At 53.2% G+C, this 18,094-nt stretch carries 17 protein-coding genes and 1 pseudogene; 6 read left to right on the top strand and 12 right to left on the bottom strand.

Annotated features, from left to right (window positions below; all coding sequences use genetic code 11):
• Positions 1-7: 7 nt before the first annotated feature.
• The 7 genes from lepA to KJS40_RS15545 form a co-directional block, all read right to left on the bottom strand.
• Positions 8-1,804, bottom strand: coding sequence for a translation elongation factor 4 (lepA, locus tag KJS40_RS09320; RefSeq protein ID WP_213539796.1), 1,797 nt, complete (start codon positions 1,802-1,804; stop codon positions 8-10).
• Positions 1,805-2,121: 317 nt separating this feature from the next.
• Positions 2,122-2,412 carry a glutaredoxin family protein gene (locus tag KJS40_RS09315; protein ID WP_213537245.1) on the bottom strand — a complete coding sequence of 97 codons (291 nt, stop codon included), beginning with the start codon at positions 2,410-2,412 and terminating at the stop codon, positions 2,122-2,124.
• Positions 2,393-3,811, bottom strand: coding sequence for a DegQ family serine endoprotease (locus tag KJS40_RS09310; protein ID WP_213539795.1), 1,419 nt, complete (start codon positions 3,809-3,811; stop codon positions 2,393-2,395). Before KJS40_RS09310 ends, KJS40_RS09315 begins: the two co-directional genes overlap by 20 nt.
• A gap of 287 nt (positions 3,812-4,098) precedes the next feature.
• The gene (locus KJS40_RS09305) at positions 4,099-5,085 is read right to left on the bottom strand and encodes a MucB/RseB C-terminal domain-containing protein (RefSeq protein WP_213537244.1); all 987 of its coding nucleotides are present in this window, start codon (positions 5,083-5,085) and stop codon (positions 4,099-4,101) included.
• On the bottom strand, positions 5,082-5,609 hold the full coding sequence (locus tag KJS40_RS09300) for a sigma-E factor negative regulatory protein (RefSeq protein ID WP_213537243.1): 528 nt from the start codon (positions 5,607-5,609) through the stop codon (positions 5,082-5,084). Before KJS40_RS09300 ends, KJS40_RS09305 begins: the two co-directional genes overlap by 4 nt.
• Position 5,610: 1 nt before the next feature.
• The gene (gene rpoE, locus KJS40_RS09295; RefSeq protein WP_090456443.1) at positions 5,611-6,213 is read right to left on the bottom strand and encodes an RNA polymerase sigma factor RpoE; all 603 of its coding nucleotides are present in this window, start codon (positions 6,211-6,213) and stop codon (positions 5,611-5,613) included.
• 503 nt (positions 6,214-6,716) lie between these two features.
• A complete protein-coding gene (locus KJS40_RS15545; RefSeq protein WP_348529557.1) occupies positions 6,717-6,779 on the bottom strand; it encodes a four-helix bundle copper-binding protein in 63 nt (20 codons plus the stop codon).
• Positions 6,780-7,555: 776 nt separating this feature from the next.
• Between KJS40_RS15545 and KJS40_RS09290 the strand changes: the two genes are divergently transcribed.
• Positions 7,556-8,509: a cation diffusion facilitator family transporter gene (locus KJS40_RS09290; protein ID WP_244859525.1), complete on the top strand. Its 954-nt coding sequence runs from the start codon at positions 7,556-7,558 to the stop codon at positions 8,507-8,509.
• A 190-nt stretch (positions 8,510-8,699) separates the two neighbouring features.
• Positions 8,700-10,286, top strand: a complete 1,587-nt coding sequence (gene nadB, locus KJS40_RS09285; RefSeq protein ID WP_213537242.1) for an L-aspartate oxidase — start codon at positions 8,700-8,702, stop codon at positions 10,284-10,286.
• Between the two features lie 13 nt (positions 10,287-10,299).
• Here nadB and KJS40_RS09280 read toward each other — a convergent pair whose 3' ends face one another.
• Both KJS40_RS09280 and KJS40_RS09275 read right to left on the bottom strand, forming a co-directional pair.
• On the bottom strand, positions 10,300-10,731 hold the full coding sequence (locus KJS40_RS09280; RefSeq protein ID WP_213537241.1) for a hypothetical protein: 432 nt from the start codon (positions 10,729-10,731) through the stop codon (positions 10,300-10,302).
• Positions 10,728-11,660, bottom strand: coding sequence for a zinc dependent phospholipase C family protein (locus KJS40_RS09275; RefSeq protein WP_213537240.1), 933 nt, complete (start codon positions 11,658-11,660; stop codon positions 10,728-10,730). Before KJS40_RS09275 ends, KJS40_RS09280 begins: the two co-directional genes overlap by 4 nt.
• A gap of 241 nt (positions 11,661-11,901) precedes the next feature.
• Between KJS40_RS09275 and KJS40_RS09270 the strand changes: the two genes are divergently transcribed.
• The gene (locus KJS40_RS09270; protein WP_213537239.1) at positions 11,902-13,731 is read left to right on the top strand and encodes an ABC transporter ATP-binding protein; all 1,830 of its coding nucleotides are present in this window, start codon (positions 11,902-11,904) and stop codon (positions 13,729-13,731) included.
• A gap of 120 nt (positions 13,732-13,851) precedes the next feature.
• Here the strand turns inward: KJS40_RS09270 and KJS40_RS09265 are convergent, their stop codons facing one another.
• A complete protein-coding gene (locus KJS40_RS09265) occupies positions 13,852-14,796 on the bottom strand; it encodes a CysB family HTH-type transcriptional regulator (RefSeq protein WP_213537238.1) in 945 nt (314 codons plus the stop codon).
• A gap of 26 nt (positions 14,797-14,822) precedes the next feature.
• Positions 14,823-15,020 (bottom strand): annotated as a pseudogene (locus KJS40_RS09260) (aminotransferase class V-fold PLP-dependent enzyme); the annotation flags it as partial.
• A 345-nt stretch (positions 15,021-15,365) separates the two neighbouring features.
• On the opposite strand from KJS40_RS09260, the gene KJS40_RS09255 reads away from it, so the two are divergent.
• Positions 15,366-15,764, top strand: a complete 399-nt coding sequence (locus tag KJS40_RS09255) for a hypothetical protein (RefSeq protein ID WP_213537237.1) — start codon at positions 15,366-15,368, stop codon at positions 15,762-15,764.
• Between the two features lie 212 nt (positions 15,765-15,976).
• On the opposite strand, the gene KJS40_RS09250 is transcribed toward KJS40_RS09255, so the two are convergent.
• Positions 15,977-16,516, bottom strand: coding sequence for a protein YgfX (locus KJS40_RS09250; protein ID WP_244859524.1), 540 nt, complete (start codon positions 16,514-16,516; stop codon positions 15,977-15,979).
• An 89-nt stretch (positions 16,517-16,605) separates the two neighbouring features.
• Here KJS40_RS09250 and KJS40_RS09245 point away from each other — a divergent pair, with 89 nt between their 5' ends.
• On the top strand, positions 16,606-17,658 hold the full coding sequence (locus tag KJS40_RS09245; protein ID WP_213537236.1) for a folate-binding protein YgfZ: 1,053 nt from the start codon (positions 16,606-16,608) through the stop codon (positions 17,656-17,658).
• Between the two features lie 16 nt (positions 17,659-17,674).
• Complete coding sequence (locus KJS40_RS09240) at positions 17,675-17,971, top strand: hypothetical protein (RefSeq protein ID WP_213537235.1); 297 nt, start codon at positions 17,675-17,677, stop codon at positions 17,969-17,971.
• The last annotated feature ends 123 nt before the right edge of the window (positions 17,972-18,094 follow it).

Genomic DNA, 18,094 nt, shown 5'->3' with positions numbered 1-18,094 from the left:
TCGTTTGCTATTTGTCGCCCACTTGCAGAATAGCCAGAAAGGCTTCCTGGGGAATCTCGACATTCCCGACCTGCTTCATTCGTTTTTTTCCGGCCTTCTGTTTTTCGAGCAGCTTGCGTTTGCGGCTGATGTCCCCGCCATAGCACTTGGCAAGCACGTTCTTGCGCAACGCCTTGATACTTTCTCTCGCGATGATATGTGCGCCGATGGCGGCTTGTACCGCAATATCGAACATTTGCCGAGGAATCAATTCGCGCATTTTCTGTGCGAGTTCCCGTCCCCGGTACTGGCTGCTGGCGCGATGCACAATGAGTGACAGTGCATCCACCTTTTCGCCGTTAATGAGAATGTCCAGCTTGACCAGATCGGAAGTTCGAAATTCCTTGAACTCGTAATCCAGCGAGGCATACCCGCGGCTTGTGGATTTTAACTTATCGAAAAAATCCATCACGACTTCATTCAGCGGCATTTCGTAGGTGAGCATCACCTGCCTGCCCATGTATTGCATGTTTTTCTGTGTTCCGCGCTTGCTGATGCAAAGCGTAATGACCGCACCCACATACTCTTGTGGAACGAGGATGGTAGCAGTAATGATCGGCTCGCGGATTTCCTCTATTTTCGACAGATCAGGCAGTCTTGACGGATTCTCGATTTCAGTTATGGAGCCGTCGCGCATCATTATCTGATATACGACTGTCGGGGCGGTGGTAATGAGATCCATGCCGTATTCCCGTTCCAGCCTTTCTTGCACGATATCGAGATGCAGCAGGCCGAGAAAACCGCAGCGGAAACCAAAACCCAAGGCTTGCGATGTTTCTGGCTCATACTGCAACGATGAATCATTGAGCTTCAATTTTTCCAATGCGTCGCGTAAAGCCTCGTACTGGTTCGATTCCACCGGATAAAGGCCGGCAAATACCTGGGGTTTTATCTCCTTGAAGCCAAGCAGCGGTTGGCTGGCGGGACGTTCCGCCAAAGTTACCGTGTCTCCCACCTTGGCCGATTTCAATTCCTTGATGCCGGAAATAATAAAGCCGACCTCGCCCGCACTGAGAGATTCCCGATTTTTTGACTTGGGCGTGAATACGCCGACCTGCTCGCATAGATGGACAGTCTTGCTGGCCATCAGCAATATCCTGTCTCTGGGCTTGAGTATCCCATCCAGTACCCGCACCAGCATCACTACACCAACGTAGTTATCGAACCAGGAATCAATGATCAGGGCCTTCAGCGGCGCAGCAGGATCGCCTTTGGGTGGCGGGATACGTGCAATAACCGCTTCGAGGATATCCAGTACGCCCTCTCCCGTCTTGGCGCTGCAATGTAGCGCATCCTGGGCGTCGATGCCGATAATATCCTCTATCTCTTCAATGACGCGCGCTGGTTCGGCTGCAGGTAGATCGATCTTGTTCAGTACCGGCACGACCTCCACCCCCTGCTCGATGGCGGTGTAGCAATTTGCAACGGTCTGGGCTTCTACGCCTTGCGAAGCATCCACCACCAGTAGCGCGCCTTCACAGGCTGCCAGCGACCGCGATACTTCGTAGGAAAAATCGACGTGCCCCGGCGTGTCGATCAGGTTCAGCAGATAATGAGTACCGTCACGCGATTTGTACTCCAGCGCGGCCGTCTGCGCCTTGATCGTAATTCCGCGCTCGCGCTCCAAGTCCATGGAATCCAGTACCTGCTGCTCCATTTCACGGTCCGACAGGCCGCCGCACAAATGAATGATGCGATCGGCGAGGGTGGATTTACCATGGTCGATATGGGCAATGATGGAGAAATTACGAATGTGCTGCATCAGCGGTCAGGGAGTCGGGGATGGAATCAAAGAGGATGATGATCGGAATGACGGGATTATAAACAACTAAAAAGGGCACTACTGTGCCCTCTTGAAAATGTATGGTATCGATCCTCGCACGTCTTGCGAGGACCCGGCAACCCCGATTATTCAAGAATACGCATTCTAGCAGCCTGTCGGGCTTAAAGGAAATCGGCTGCAAAAGCGTCTGACCGGTTCATATTTCGCCGCTTTTTCGGCCAATGGAATAACTATTGACCTTTAAAGGCTGTCGTCATCCGGTGACTTTTTCGCTGCGGTTCTTCAAGTCCGACTGACTGCTAGCGAATTTTGGCGAAATAAGCATCAAGCGCAACAGGATCGAGGTGATAGTGACAAATTTCCTCCCCCTCCGCTACCAGTACCGGAACCTTCAAACCGAAACGCGACCGTAGCGCTTCATCACTATCCACATCCACCACTTCAAGGTGAAAAGAAAGCTGCACTTGCAATTTGTGCAGGGCGGCGATCATATCCTGGCAGAGATGGCAATTCTCCCGGCTATATACCACCAGCCCAAATGGATCGCGACGGGTATCGGAAGCGGCCGGGTTATTTGCTGTCGTTGCCATTGAGCTTCATCGTAATGAAAGTTGCGGTATCGCCACGCCTGACCAGGAGTGCGATGTTACGTCCTTTTCCGGTTTTGTTGAGCAACTGATTGAATTGCTCAACAGTGGTAACATCCTGATTATTAATGCTGAGAATCACATCGCCGGGACGAACGCCGGCGTGACTGGCGATGCCGGGCACCATGTCTTCCACCAGCAGACCGTTGTCCACTTCCAGCTGTTTCTTCTGGTCTGCGCTGAGTTCGCTCAAGCTGAGCCCGATACGATTGGATGTATCCGGCGCTTTACCCCGTTTACCGCCCCGGCCCACTGGTTTCTCATCTGGCGGTGTTTCGTCTACCGTCACCGTCATTTCCTTGGTGGCGCCATTACGCCAAACCTGCACCGGCACCTTCGACCCTGGCTTGGTGGCGCCTACAATGCGCGGTAAATCGCCTGCAGCAGTCACGGGTTTACCGTCAAACTTCAAAATGACGTCTCTCGCTTCCATTCCCGCTTTATCCGCGGGGCCGCCCTTTTGCACGGAAGCGACCAGCGCGCCGTCAGGTTTCGGCAACCCGAAGGATTCCGCGAGTTCTTTGGTCACTTCCTGGATCAGTACGCCAATCCGGCCACGACTCACCTTACCTGTAGCGATCAACTGGTTTGAAATATTCGTGGCTACGTCGATGGGAATGGCAAATGACAAGCCCATGAAGCCGCCGGTACGACTGTAAATCTGGGAGTTGATACCCACCACTTCACCATTCATGTTGAATAATGGCCCACCCGAATTGCCGGGATTGATTGCCACATCCGTCTGAATGAAAGGTACGAAATTTTCCTGTGCCAAGGAGCGACCCTTGGCGCTGACGATACCGGCGGTCACGCTGTTTTCAAAGCCGAAGGGCGAGCCGATCGCCACTACCCATTCGCCGACTTTCAATTTGCCCGGATCGCCTTGAGTTACCTTGGGCAAGCCGCTGGCTTCGATTTTGAGAAGCGCGATATCGGTTTTTCGGTCGGCGCCGATTAGCTTGGCGCGGAATTCGCGCTTGTCGGTAAGCTTTACCGTAATTTCATCGGCAGAATCCACCAGGTGCGCATTGGTCAGGATATAACCATCGGAACTGATGATGAAGCCCGAACCGAGCGATTTCGATTCGAAGTCCCTGGGTGCGCCGCCATAGGGCTGCATGTGCCGGCGAAAAAATTCAAAAAATGGGTCATCCTCGGGAATATTAGGCATTCCCTGAAAATCCTGATTGGAAATCATACTGGGCGCTTGCACCGTACTGATATTCACCACGGAAGGGCCTTCTTTTTCGACGAGACCGGTAAAATCGGGTAATTCCCGGGTCTGTGCGAAAACAGCAGTTGACAATCCAATCAGCGTTATCAGAATAAATTTGCGTATCATTCTCTGTCTTCCATAGGATAAAAGCGAATAAACCATCCGTTCGGGATAATAGCTGAGCTTCTGCAAGACTACCATACCGAACTTTTCAGTCTGGCGCGCCAGAAACGGTTTCGTAACAGGCTCAGGAATCAAACGGTATAGGCGGGGCATTTTTACTCACCGCAGCTGTTATCCATACCCGGGCTTGATGACAGGCAACCTGGGCAAAGACCTCCGAGCACATTTTTCCGGTTCGTGGTTCGTTATCACCATGCAACTCAAGCGGTATCGAGATTCCATCTCCGCTTCTAATCGGCCTTTCTGCTTACCGAGTTTCCGATTTGCATGACAGTGGCCGGCGGAACTTCGCCTACCGTTGTTACGACGTTATCCGCCACCGTGCGGCTATAGATGTTGATTGCACCACGGCTGTGATAAAGCCCGTCATTCGGCGGGGGGGAATCCTCGGAAACTGGCTCGATGAACACCGATACCGCGGCAAGACCATCCGACAACGCGATATGTCCCACGGGCGCAGGTTTTCCTGAGAGATGACGCTTCATTTCGATGATCTTTTTGAATCCCGGAGGCGGATCTTTAACCTGCCAGCCGAGTTTGCCACGGCCCACCGTGGACGATACGAGATTGGTGGTCCGCCACTCGGCAGCTTTCTTGGCATATTTGGATTTCAACAGTTCTTTATCTATATTGCCGCCAATTTTCAAGGCGGTAAAAACAAACTGTTCGACGACGCGGTCCTTATCCATTACCGCGGCTTTAAGTAGCAGGCCGGTATGGATATCCACCCATAGTTTCTGGCCATAGCGCTTGTCGTCCCTGGGTTCCAGTTCGATTACCTGGCAAAGGTAATCGCTGACGCGTTCCTGCCCACCTTTTTTGACAATATAGCTCTCATCCAGATTATTCAGGGGCTGAGGCAGCAGTGCCGGAAAAACCTTCCGAAGCCAGCGCTTTTCAGTGACAACGGTCTTGCTTTCCGGCAGATAGCACCTCATCTCATCATTATTACGGATGATTTCCCGGGGTGCGCCATCCAGCACTTCGCTTCTTTCCTGCTCGCCGTCCTCATTCACGAAATGGATGATGCGAGAGGTCTCGATGTGGTCGCCGGATGAATAAATGAAAGTGCCGACGTAGTTATACTGGCGAGGCGCGGCAGCGATCTTTTGCAGCCAGTTTAATGCCTCTGGGGAGGAACTGGATGGATGTTGTGCAAATACAGGTTGAACGTTGGCGCATAACAGCAATAGGGTAGCCAGCGCGACCCGTGTCATCTGGCAAAATTTTGGTGCGATTCCGCAGACGTACGCATATAAGGCGCTACGCCATGCACCGAGGTACTCGGCGAAAATTCCCGGTGCGCAAGGAGGTAATCGTTAATTTGCGCTGGGGCCGACACTACAACCGGAACCGCCGGAATAGCGGTTGCAGGAACCGGATTATTCTCCGCCAGATTTTGCCGCGCCACCTCCGGAGGTTGCATCGTTTGCAGGCTCATCCATCCTGCGACGGCCACTGCCGCGATCGAGGCAGCGGCAGCGTAGGCGATCGGCCTATGTTTCATCGACGAGCGCGGTGCGAGCACAGCCCGTATATCCGGTTCGTCAGCCAATCTTGCGCCGACGCGACGTGTGATATCGAAAGGTTTTACATCGGATTGCCCCAGCGAATCGCTGATCAGATGATAAAGCGCCCATTGCTCGCGTAAGCCATCCATTTTTCTGAATTGATCGACGACTACCGCTGCCTCTTCAGGATCCAGCTCGCCGTCCATCAAGGCTGATATTTTATCTTGCATGCTACCACCTCTTATCTTTGCCGGTCCCCAGCAGGGGCCGTAGTTTTTCCGCTATAGCTTCCCGGGCACGAAATATTCGCGACCGGACCGTACCGATGGGACAATTCATGATGACAGCAATTTCATCATAACTTAGCCCCTCAATTTCTCTCAGCGTAATTGCCGTACGCAATTCTTCAGGCAACTCCTCCAGGGTCTGATTAACCGTCTGCGCGATCTGCTTGCTTGTCAGTTCGCTTTCCGGCGTGTTCATCTCCCGTAAATGACTGCCCTCCTCAAAGCCTTCGGCATCTTCGTTATCGAAGCCGGCGGTGGTCGTCGGCGCACGCCGACCTTGAGCCACCAAAAAATTTTTTGCCGTATTAATACCAATCCTGTACAACCAGGTATAAAACGCGCTGTCTCCACGGAACGACGGTAGCGCGCGATAAGCTTTTATAAAGGCTTCCTGGGTCACATCCTCCACTTCCGCAGAGTCGCGGATAAATTGCGATAGCAATCGTGCAAGTTTGCGTTGATACTTGATCACCAGCAGATCGAACGCATGTTTGTCTCCTTGTTGCGCGCGCTCCACCAGCTGCTGATCGATTTCCCGGTCACCCATGCCACCTAATCCCTGAATTTGTGTTTTTTATACTTGTGACTGCTGTATTACGAGGCAGCCCAGTCAAGTATACTCGTTCAAGGGTCCATCTGGGTATCACACGCAGACACACTGTCGGTGGCCTGTGTGAACAGACAACGTATAATATAAATTAGTTCAGCTGAAAATGTGGTTATTCGATATGGCAGAGTTCATGGCGCAATTCCAAACAGTTTTACGATATAAGAAACGATCTCGATAACAGTTCAAAAGTTAGATGGAGGAACCAAAAGGAATGGAAAGGCTGAATTCGATTGCCTCGTTTCACTTTATCGGCGCCCTCACTCTTACTCAGGTACTGCATAAAAACGCGACATAACCAAGCGAAGGTCGCGGTTCAAATCCTGCCACTCGTGTCATTTTACATCGCATCAAGCACAATCCCGGGTACTTGCTACTCACAGTGCCGCTTCAATCCGGCATTTTGCCGATGTGAGAGTTGAGGGTTGCGAGAATCAGCGATTTTAGCTCGCCATGCTTCGGCAGCTTTCCGCACATTTGCGGCAGGCGCGGGCGCACTCCTCCATCCCATCCAGTTTTTCGCAACTTTCCGCGCAAGCATCGCAAATTCTGGCGCAGACACCACAGACATGATTGCTCAGCCTGGAACCGCTCAGCATGAAATTAAGCGACGTCTGGCAAATTTCGGCGCAGTTTATCATGAGTCGGAAATGCTCGGGCTCCAAATGCTTTCCGCCTGATTCAAGGCAATGATTCATGGCAGTTTGCAGGCAGATCTGGTGGCAATGGCTGCATGCATCGATGCATGCTTGCATGTCGTGGCTATTATCGGTAGGCATGATGAGATATCTCCTTTTTTGCTCGTCAAGCGGCTTCCATGTGGCCAGGGCAAAAATCGGTGCAGGAAGATAATATGCACGCGCGGCGCGGCGCGTTCTGTACGATAACAGACATAGCCTTTGCTATTAACCCAGATAATTCATTAGGCGGCTCTGCGAGCCTACGCGAGTGCTGGCGGTCAGTTTGCAGCCATTTTTGCTACCTGCGCGGCGTCCATAGCCCAAGCTATGGACTTCTCTTAACCGGCAAAACTGTCTCGCAACCTGTCTCGCCATCATCTCGCGTCCTAATGAATTATATGGGTTTAAAATCGGGGAAAGGAAGCAGCGAGCGTGCACATTTGCGTGAGTTCACTTCATCGGTCATTCGGAGGCCCAACCTGTTTCGATCAACGCTTCATGAGTAAGCCCGGCGCATATCGGATGGGAGTAATATCAGGTCGGGTGGTATTAATGCCGGCCCGGCGATATGCCGACACATATCCTTCTCATCCAAGCGGAGCATGATGGGAAATTACTCCGACCACAAGCATGAGCATGCTCCTTCCGGACCGCCTTCACCGGTTGGGCATGGCGGTCATCGGCACGCGAACCGGCATGACAACGGACGCATATTTGCGATTGCCATCGTTTTAAATATAACGTTCGTAGTGGTTGAGTTCGGCTATGGCTTTGCTGCCAATTCCACGGCTTTAGTGGCCGATGCAGGTCACAATTTATCGGATGTGCTCGGCCTTGTACTCGCCTGGGGCGCCGCCATTCTGTCGCGTAAAGCGGCCAGCGAACGCTACACTTATGGATTGCGCAGTACTTCCATTCTAGCTGCGCTGGCTAATGCCACGCTGCTTCTTGTGGCCTGCGGTGCGATTGCCTGGGAGGCCGTTCACCGTTTCTCGCAGCCTCCCGTCATATCCGGCCTGACCCTAACCGTGGTTGCAACTGCAGGTGTAATCATCAACGGCTTATCCGCGTGGCTGCTCTTGAAGGAAAGCAAGGACGATCCGAATATCCGGGGTGCGTACCTGCACATGGCGGCGGATGCTGCGGTTTCCGCAGGCGTAGTGGTTTCAGGCATAGCAATAGTTTTAACGGGTTGGTTCTGGCTCGATCCCGTCATCAGCCTGATCATCATCACCGTGGTTATCTATAGTACCTGGGGCTTGTTTCGTGATTCAGTGCAGTTGATATTAAGCGCAGTACCGGCGCACATCGATATCGCCGCTATCGACACCTATCTACGGCGCCAACCCGGCGTAATGGATGTACACGATTTGCACGTATGGGGCCTCAGTACGACAGAAAGCGCATTGACCGTTCACCTGGTAATGCCTGAGGGTTATCCTGGCGACACATTCATGGACGAGATCAGAAATACACTCGAAGTCCAGTATGCAATTCATCACAGTACCCTGCAAATCGAACAGGGGTTCGTCAGCCATGCGTGCCATATAAAATAATCCTCAGCGGGGCGTCCTTTCCGATGTTTGCTATAGGAGCCCGTTCCAACTTTCCCATCCGTCGACGTGAAGCTTGGGTGAAGTCGGCGTGTCGCTGCCCTGTCGCAAAGCATGATGGCATAATGCGTATAAAGACCGGCGGCAGGTCTGTTATTATTACATTCATTGGAATTAAAACAAGAATACTCAATTGCCACAGCTCAATTTCGACACTCTGATCATCGGTAGCGGTCTGGCTGGCCTCACCCTGGCACTGAATCTGGCGCAAACCAACAAGGTGGGCCTCATTACCAAACGCGCGCTACTGGACGGCGCCAGCGGGTGGGCGCAGGGGGGGATTGCCGCGGTTTTGTCGGAGGAAGATTCGCCAGAAGCCCACATAAGGGACACGCTGATCGCAGGCGCGGGACTCTGTAACGAAGCCGTTACGCGATACGTGGTTGAAGAAGGACCCCGGGCCGTCCAGTGGCTCATCAGCCAGGGCGTTCCGTTCACCCGAAACGAGGGTAGCGGGACCGGGTATCATTTGACCCGGGAGGGCGGCCACAGCGTACGGCGTGTGATCCACGCGGCGGATGCGACGGGGCAGGCCGTGCAGTTGACCCTGATCGAGAAGGCACGTACCCATCCCAATATCACCGTGCTTGAGCACCATGTCGCGATCGATCTCATTACCAGCGCGAAACTGGGCCGCGCGGATCATAACGGCAACCGCTGCTATGGTGCCTATGTGCTGGACAGCGCAGCCGGACAGGTCTACACCATCGGCGCTAACAACACGGTGTTGGCGACTGGCGGTGCCGGCAAGGTTTATCTCTACACCACCAATCCCGACACCGCTACCGGCGATGGCATCGCCATGGGTTGGCGCGCGGGCTGCCGCGTAGCCAATATGGAATTTATCCAGTTCCACCCCACCTGCCTTTATCACCCCCATGCCAAATCATTTCTCATCAGTGAGGCGGTACGTGGCGAAGGCGGTTTGTTGAAGCTTCCCGATGGCTCGCGGTTCATGCCCTGGCACGATCAACGCGCGGAGCTGGCGCCGCGGGATATTGTCGCCCGCGCAATCGATTTCGAAATGAAAAAACGCGGACTCGATTGCGTTTATCTCGATATATCCCACAAGCCGGCCAAATTCCTGAAAGAGCACTTCCCCACCATTTACAAGCGCTGCCTGGAATTCGGCATCGATATCACCGCGCAACCGATTCCCGTTGTGCCCGCCGCTCACTACACCTGTGGTGGCGTCTTCACCGACCGGAAGGGCAAAACCGACATGGATAATCTTTATGCGATCGGCGAAACTGCCCATACCGGTTTGCATGGCGCCAATCGGCTGGCAAGCAATTCACTGCTGGAGTGCCTGGTATTCGGCCAGGCGGCAGCCAATGATATTATCAGGCAGGCACCAGCACCCGCCGTTGAGTTGCCGCAATGGGACGAAAGCCGTGTTACCAATGCGGATGAGGAGATCGTCATCTCGCACAACTGGGACGAATTGCGTCGTTTCATGTGGAGCTACGTCGGCATTGTCCGCACTACCAAGCGTTTGCAACGCGCACAGAACCGAATCGGTCTTCTACATGAAGAAATCAACGAGTATTACGCAAATTTCCGTGTAACCAGCGATCTGCTGGAACTACGCAATCTGGTGGATACCGCCGACCTTATCGTGCAAAGCGCCATGCTGCGGCATGAGAGCCGTGGTCTGCACTACAGTCGGGATTATCCCGAGCTGCTGTCGGAGGCGAAGGATACGGTATTGAAACGGTAGCTAAATATGAATATCAATTTCCGCCACAAACCTGTTTCGTATCGATCGAGAACTCGCATGGCTCGGTCTTTCCCATCCAGCGTTCGCGATCCATCGGGCCGGAGCAGCCTGCGTCTTCCAGAAGTGCACGGGTGCCGGTCGCATCGCATACGAGCACTACCGAGTGGCGCTCCTGCCGCAGCACCCTGAGCTTATAGCCCCGGAAATTTTCCAATAGCACCGGATCGTGCCGGGTGGCGAGTTCCAATAATTCGCTGTCGCCAAGATCGGGTGGAGGGCTTTTATAACGCACCGTCGATTCCACCGCAGCCGATAATTTTGTCAGTGCAGAGGCTTTGACGTACATTTCCTCGCTATCGGGGCCTCGCTGACTGGAGGTGCAACCTGTCAGGAAACCAATCGTGATCATAACGCCAATGGCGTTGGCAACAGTGGCTCTGGTCATGCGTGGCCCTTCCAATAGACATAGTTGCCGTCAGCGTCTCTTCCGGTATCCAGATTCCAGTTGACCGATGCCGTCTGGTACGCGTCATCTTTCGTGAACACGGCACTGGCAATATACGACCAGGCGGTAAGGACGTTTTCCATCGCCCGTTCGAATATCTGGTCATAATTCATCGGTCCGAGAGGGGTGGCCAGACCCTTCAGATATTGATTGTCGAGATCGGCTATCGCCGGATAGGTCAGGCCGAGATTGGTGGCAACGTGTCGCGCAAAAGGGGGAAGTGCACCGCCTTCTTCCGCTTTGTCAACGATGAACTTGAATGCGCCGTGCCAATTGTCGATGATCGGAGGATTACTTTGATATGGGTTGGAATAGCAGGTCTCGAGCATGCGCTGCCAAGTCCTAACGATTATCGGATCGAGCTTTCCGCTGTCGGGTTTATCGCAGCATCCCCAGATTCCCGAATCCAGATGCTCGCCCAAACCTATCTCACCGATATTCAATCGCTGAAATATATAGGCATCCTGATGCATCTCGCAGATTCTGTGCTTGCCCTTGTTTTTTTGATATTCGCCTACTTTCAGCTCGATGACGGGATGAATCGTCACATCCGCCACGACATGGCTCGTATATCCCAGTAGCCAGGCAAATGTCTTCTGCTGCGATGCGCCTTCCAGTTTTCTAATAAGATCAATTCCTGCTTTGATCATATCGCCGGTTTTTTGGTAATGCATTCGATCTGCCCACTGGCAAGCATCGGGATGAGCGATATCCAGATAGGGATAATCCGGGCTGACCGCGCCAAGCTCGCAAAAGCGGAAGTAATCCAGTACCGGAACGATTGCCTCAGGCGTTAAACCGCGGCTTTCGAGCCGGGCCGGTTCCCTGATCAGATTGACGAGCGTGAGATGTGCATAGGCACCAGGCATGTATGCTCCAGGTTCCACTTCCTTGATCGCATGCCATCCAGCCTGGTTGGGCGGTGCCGCGATCGTTGATCGGATATTGCATCGGAGAATCGGTGCTATTGTATATTTTGTTTCAGCTTCAGGCTGCGATGGTCATCACCGTATTTTAATGTAGCGATGCATCAGCCGAATATCAAATATCAAATTTAATGCGTTTTAGCGACCAGAGGCTTGTTGTTAAAGCTGTTATTGGATGATTTAAATGTTTAGTTACTTTGAAAAACTGATTTATCCCTATCCCGATTCCCAGGACAGGATTCCGCCAAAACGCTTTTCATCTTTCGTGTGGGAAGCGACAGATGGCGTAAGGCGGTATCTTGTCGCGATGACCTTGCTTACCGCATCCATAGGCGCGTTCGAAGCAATATTGTTTGCGATACTGGGGAAGGTGGTCGACTGGCTCAGTGAAATTCCACCTTCTCTGCTATGGCAACAGGAACGGTACACGCTTCTTCTGTTTGCCGGGATATTGGCGGCAAGCCCCATATTGGTCGGATTGCAAAATCTCATTAAGCACCAGGTGCTGGGGGGGAATTTTCCGATGCGGCTACGCTGGAATTTCCACCGGCTGATGCTCAATCAGAGCATGAACTTTTATCAGGATGAATTTGCCGGTCGCGTAGCGGCCAAGGTCATGCAAACCGCTCTCGCACTGCGTGACGTCTGCTTTATCCTGGGAGATATCCTCGTTTATGTAACGATTTACTTTTTTACGCTGGTTGCGGTGGTCGGTAATTTTAATGTCTGGATGTTACTGCCTTTTATGGCGTGGTTAATTCTCTATATTTTTACATTGTGGTTTTTTGTTCCGCGCATGAGCCGGGTTTCTCAATCCCAGGCCGATGCACGTTCTCTCATGACGGGGCGCATCAGTGACGCTTACACCAATATTGCAACGGTCAAGCTCTTCTCACATGCGGGCAGGGAAGCGAGTTACGCGAAATCGGCGATGCAGGAGTTCCTGAAAACGGTGCATAGCCAGATGCGATTGATCAGCAGCTTTGAGACGGTTAATCAGATCATGGGCGCGGCACTTATCATCGGTGCGGTTGGCGTGGCGTTGCTGTTATGGACAAATGGTGAAATAGGCGTCGGCGCGGTCGCTGTCGTCGGTGCAATGTCGCTACGGCTCAACGGCATGTCGCATTGGGTCATGTGGGAAATGGCGGCGCTATTCGAACATGTCGGCACTGTGCGAGACGGCATCAATACCTTATCCCGCGCGCATCTGGTAACCGATTACCCCGATGCAAAGCCGCTGCGGATCAATAACGCCGATATCAGGTTTGAGGAAGTGCTCTTCTGTTATGGAGGAGATACACCCGTGATAGATCGCCTCTCGCTGCATATCAGGCCGGGCGAAAAAATTGGACTGGTTGGACGTTCAGGCGCAGGTAAATCCACCCTCGTAAACCTGCTGCTCAGATTTTATGATATCGAGCAGGGTCGCATACTGATCGATGAGCAGGATATCAAACATGTTACCCAAAACAGTTTGCGCGCCAGTATCGGCATGGTCACGCAGGATACTTCGCTCATGCATCGCTCAGTGAGGGATAACATTTCATATGGCCTGCCGGATGCGAGCGACGAGAATATGATAGCCGCTGCGAAAAGAGCCGAAGCACACGATTTTATAGCCGGGCTGACCGACCCCATGGGGCGTAAAGGCTATGACGCACATGTGGGCGAGCGGGGGATAAAGCTTTCGGGTGGTCAACGCCAGCGGATTGCGATAGCGCGTGCCATGCTGAAAGATGCACCGATCCTCCTGCTCGATGAAGCGACCAGCGCCCTGGACTCTGAAGTGGAACTGGCCATCCAGTCCAGCTTGTATCGATTGATGCAGGGCAAGACAGTGATCGCAATCGCACATCGCTTGTCGACTATCGCGGCAATGGATCGCCTGATCGTGATCGATAAGGGTCGTATTGTAGAAGAAGGCCACCATCAAAGCCTCATAGCGCTCAATGGCCTCTACGCGCGGCTATGGAATCATCAGAGCGGTGGGTTCCTTGGGGGCGACGTGTAATTTGTTTTGGTGCATGTCGTACCTTGTACTGCGCTATCCTGCATGAATGAAATAACCAGAGTAAAGGTTCTGGTTGAAGTCATGTGACGGAGACCAGGAGTACGAAGCAGGCGGTTCAATTCAGGTGCCAAGCTCTATGTCCACCTCGGGCTTGACGCCTGTGCGGATAGCCGCCTCCGTCAGCGATGGTAGGCACAGCTCGATGAAGCGGTAAGCGTAGCCGCGCAGGTAGTGGCCGCGCCGGACGGAAATATTGGTCGTATTTTTCTCGAACAGGTGCGAACTATCGAGCAGGTTGAGCTTCGTATCCCGCGCCGGGTTGAACGCCATGGAAGCGACAATGCCCACCCCCAGCCCGAGTTCGACGTAAGTCTTGATGACGTCGGCGTCCAGTGCCGACATGGCGATATCGAGTACCAGACCTGCCTTTGCGAGTGTCTGGTCAATTCCTGTCCGTCCCGTGAAACCTTCGTGGTATGTGATAACAGGAAATTCGGCAATCGCTTCAAGGGTAAGGAGATGGACGGACTCCAAGGGATGTCCGTGCGGCACGATGACGGCGTGATGCCATGAGTAATAGGGAAAGGACGCCAACTCCGAAACGCTCTCCAGCGCTTCCGTGGCAATGCCGATATCTGCATGGCCGTCGAGCAACATCGATACGATCTCGCCGGGGCTGGCCTGATGCAGGACGAGATGCACCTGAGGAAACGCCTTTTTGAATTGGGTCACCACCGGTGGCAAGGCATACTGTGCCTGAGTATGCGTAGTTGCAATGGTTAGCCGCCCCTGCTTCCGGTTGCTGAATTGCTCAGCTAGACGCTTGACGTTCTTGGCATCGAGCAGGATGCGTTCGACTATCTTCACCAGTTCCTTCCCCGGATCGGTCAACCCGAGCAGCCGTTTCCCCTTGCGTATGAACAGCTCGACGCCCAGTTCATCTTCCAGATCTTTTATATGTTTGCTGACGCCGGATTGCGAAGTAAACAGGGCGTTTGCCGCTTCGGTGAGATTGTAGTTCTGACGAACTGTTTCGTGGATGATGCGCAATTGCTGAAAATTCATGTTATTCAACCTAATCTGGTAGTTGACATGTTCCCGCCTTGCCACGGAGGAGAAGTGTTGCGTAACTCGTTTTTGCCGAACAGCGCACCGATGCCTGTCGGACCGAATACCTTATGACCGGAGAAAACAAGCCAGTCGCAATCGAGCTGCTATACATCTATGCGCATGTGCGACATGGACTGCGCGCCATCCATCAGTACGTGAGCCCCGACACAGTGAGCCATTGGACCGGTTCCCTCGCCTGGCGCTGTTCACCGTCGACAATATTTTTAGCGGCTGGCAGAAGGCACAGAAAATGCACTTCGCCAAGGGTGGAATTTTCGAGCAGATCCAGAGCAATTGAAAATGATACTGTACCGGCGTTACCTGAATCACTGGCGCATTCTCGATTCGTTGATCTTCTTTCGTTCCTTGCTTTTTGAACGCCGTGATCTATATTTTCAGTGGGAGTCGGCAAAGTCAGCGCTTCCAGCCAACGCCTTTACGTTGCATATTGATCAGCTAATCCTCTTTAACGCGGCCTATTGTCGTCGTCTCGAGCGAGGTTAATTTTAATGAAGGAGTTATCCATGCAACCGGACCAACCCGCCATCCAGATTCCAAACCAGTATCAGCTCAGCGGTAAGCATCTCCATGTTACATACTCGACCACCAGCTTTGACGGCAAGCCGCGTTTCACCTACCAGGACCGGCAGCAGACGCTCAGCTTCAGTGGGGACGAGATTCGTAGTGTCGAGACCGAAGTCGGCATTCTTGTCAGTGTAACTATCCGCATGACTGTCGATACCGGTGGAACTACTTTCAGCATCCTGCTGCCGCATGTGCAAATACCGGGAGAGCAGACGATACCCGTCAAAACTTTCGGTATAACGACTATACACAAGTTCTCGATCATACCGATTAGCGGACAACGAGACTTTTATACGGTAACACGTCTGAGCGGCAGCGCCTCGCTGGTTTTTTTCTAGTCCGCTGGATTTTAAACCAGCGCATCGGATGATGCCTGGCCCGTTTGTTTGGAATGGCTCAAGCCGTAGCTTCTGCTTTATCAAGCAGCGGGCATTTTCCGGAACGCGGGCCTGAGGCAGCGCCAACGGTTGACGAGTACCCAGCCGTTGGGGACCATGGCTGGGTATTCGGTTGAATACAGCATGCTTGCCACATATTAGAACAGTAAGCTTCAACCGGGGCCTGCCGGGTTTTTTTCCGCCGGATCTTTCCACTTCCACCGCAACAGCACTCGCAACTGCCTGAACTGCTCCGCATCTATTCCGTCCGGTAGTATCACAATACTGCGTGCGAAAAATCTTCGCTGTCGTCTCGGGCAGCTTGAAGGCGGAGTTGATTTGGCGGGTTCCTGGCGTTTCAGTGGCTTCAGTTCGAGTAACGTCAGATAAGGCGCGACAAAGCTGCTGCCGAGCAATGTGCAAACGATGCGGTCGCCGCGCCGTGTTTCAAGCGTACAAATCATTTCTTCCGATAATCCGATATTCATCACCGAATCCGGCGAGCGTAACAAAGCGTGACGCCTCAAGTAGAAAACAAGGCTGACGACCAGCATGGCGGACCCCGCCAGTTTGGCCGATACGGGTAATATCAGCGGCCATAGCAGGCCGATCGCCGCGAAATGGGCGACACTCAGCATCGCGGCAAGGCGCCTGGAGGGTTTGAGCCGGACAACCAGCAGTGGGGGAAGAGGCGAAGGCATGAAGTCAGCCATGATCGAATTATCTCATTCCTGGCGATTTGCCGCTCATCCGGAGCGTATGCTTTATAATTAACACTTTCCACAGTCATAAATCGTTCTGCATGAACCTTAACTGGCAAGCATATCTGCGCAACCATGGCGCCATTATCCAGGATGACCGCGTCGTCAGCTTTGGCGACAACGCGGCCGAACTCGATAGTGCCCGGTCTGCTACGGTATTAAGCGACCTTTCGCACTTTGGCCTGATCCATTTCTCGGGAGAGGATGCGCAATCCTTCCTGCAAGGGCAGTTGAGTTGCGACGTAAAGCAGGTCGATGCTTCCGCTGCGCTTTATGGAGGCTATTGCAATCCGAAAGGCAGGTTACTGGCGAGTTTCCTGATCTGGAGCGAGGGCATCGGCAATGGCGGCGGGTACGTCATGCAGTTGCCCGCAGCACTGCGCCCGGGTATACAGAAGCGTCTGGCCATGTACGTGTTGCGCGCTAAAGTGAAGCTTGCCGACGCCAGCGATGATCTGGTGTGCTTGGGCGTGGCGGGAGACCATGCCGAGGCGTTGGTGCGGAAAAATCTGGGTGAGGTTCCCGCTTCCCGTCTCGGCGTGATTCATGGCGAATCCGTGAGCATAATTCGCCTTGCGCAAAATCGATTTGAACTGGTCATCGTGCCGGAGAAGGTGCCCGCAATATGGGAAGGTCTGAGCAGGGAAGCCGTACCAGTGGGCGCGCCGTGTTGGGATTGGCTGGAAATCAAAGCCGGCATCCCCATCATTACCCCCGCCACTCAGGAGCAGTTTGTGCCGCAAATGGCAAATCTGGAGGCCATCGGCGGCGTGAGTTTTCAAAAAGGTTGCTACCCTGGTCAGGAAATCGTGGCTCGTAGTCAATATTTAGGTAAAATCAAACGTCGCATGTATCTGGCGAATATCCGGCCGGGGATATCCGAAAACCCGGTTGAGGCCGGGGACGAGCTATTCGGTGCCGATATGGGGGAACAATCCATCGGCATGGTAGTGAACGCATCACCTTCCCCTGATGGCGGCTTTGACGTGCTGGCGGTCATTCAGACAAGTAGTGTCGAGGCCGCGGCGGTTCGCTGGAAATCGCTGGCTGGCCCATCGCTGGAGATCACGCCGCTACCTTATTCACTAAGCTAATGAACGGGATAACTTTATGGGGGTTTTTTATCATCATGCAACCGAGTCCCGCCATGAAATGGCGCGGATGGTTGAGTGGGGTCTGCTGCCCAGGCATTTGATGCCGCTATGGGCTCTTTTTACGGGCGACGAACCGGTAAAGGGTTGTCGCCATACCGTACGGGCGGTATTCCTGGCAGGACTGCCAGGCGGAAAAACCCGGCAATTTGATCGCCAAGGCAACACCATCAAATCATTCCCGTCAGGGAATGCCAGGAGCCCATCCAGCAAGGGGTATCCGGATCTGCAGGGATATCTCAACAAGTTTTGCTAACTGCCACATCAAATCCAGTGTTGTCAAGGCTCAGCCGGCATCAAAGCTGCTAGCGGGGTGGAACAGATGGGCTATTGCAGATCAGCTCTGTTTCGTTTTTACTGTTCCCCTGACGCTAGCAAA

The organism is Nitrosospira sp. NRS527 (genome assembly GCF_018406445.1).
GTDB classification, from domain to species: Bacteria; Pseudomonadota; Gammaproteobacteria; order Burkholderiales; family Nitrosomonadaceae; genus Nitrosospira; species Nitrosospira briensis.
This window is presented reverse-complemented; position numbering and strand designations above follow the sequence as displayed.

What these genes read in the sequence shown, in the direction of transcription:
- KJS40_RS09315 (WP_213537245.1), bottom strand. Translation starts at nt 2,412, where the DNA reads ATGGCAACGACAGCAAATAACCCGGCCGCTTCCGATACCCGTCGCGAT.
- KJS40_RS09310 (WP_213539795.1), bottom strand. Translation starts at nt 3,811, where the DNA reads ATGATACGCAAATTTATTCTGATAACGCTGATTGGATTGTCAACTGCT.
- KJS40_RS09305 (WP_213537244.1), bottom strand. Translation starts at nt 5,085, where the DNA reads ATGACACGGGTCGCGCTGGCTACCCTATTGCTGTTATGCGCCAACGTT.
- KJS40_RS09300 (WP_213537243.1), bottom strand. Translation starts at nt 5,609, where the DNA reads ATGCAAGATAAAATATCAGCCTTGATGGACGGCGAGCTGGATCCTGAA.
- rpoE (WP_090456443.1), bottom strand. Translation starts at nt 6,213, where the DNA reads ATGGGTGACCGGGAAATCGATCAGCAGCTGGTGGAGCGCGCGCAACAA.
- KJS40_RS09290 (WP_244859525.1), top strand. Translation starts at nt 7,556, where the DNA reads ATGATGGGAAATTACTCCGACCACAAGCATGAGCATGCTCCTTCCGGA.
- KJS40_RS09280 (WP_213537241.1), bottom strand. Translation starts at nt 10,731, where the DNA reads ATGACCAGAGCCACTGTTGCCAACGCCATTGGCGTTATGATCACGATT.
- KJS40_RS09275 (WP_213537240.1), bottom strand. Translation starts at nt 11,660, where the DNA reads ATGCCTGGTGCCTATGCACATCTCACGCTCGTCAATCTGATCAGGGAA.
- KJS40_RS09270 (WP_213537239.1), top strand. Translation starts at nt 11,902, where the DNA reads ATGTTTAGTTACTTTGAAAAACTGATTTATCCCTATCCCGATTCCCAG.
- KJS40_RS09265 (WP_213537238.1), bottom strand. Translation starts at nt 14,796, where the DNA reads ATGAATTTTCAGCAATTGCGCATCATCCACGAAACAGTTCGTCAGAAC.
- KJS40_RS09255 (WP_213537237.1), top strand. Translation starts at nt 15,366, where the DNA reads ATGCAACCGGACCAACCCGCCATCCAGATTCCAAACCAGTATCAGCTC.
- KJS40_RS09250 (WP_244859524.1), bottom strand. Translation starts at nt 16,516, where the DNA reads ATGGCTGACTTCATGCCTTCGCCTCTTCCCCCACTGCTGGTTGTCCGG.
- KJS40_RS09245 (WP_213537236.1), top strand. Translation starts at nt 16,606, where the DNA reads ATGAACCTTAACTGGCAAGCATATCTGCGCAACCATGGCGCCATTATC.
- KJS40_RS09240 (WP_213537235.1), top strand. Translation starts at nt 17,675, where the DNA reads ATGGGGGTTTTTTATCATCATGCAACCGAGTCCCGCCATGAAATGGCG.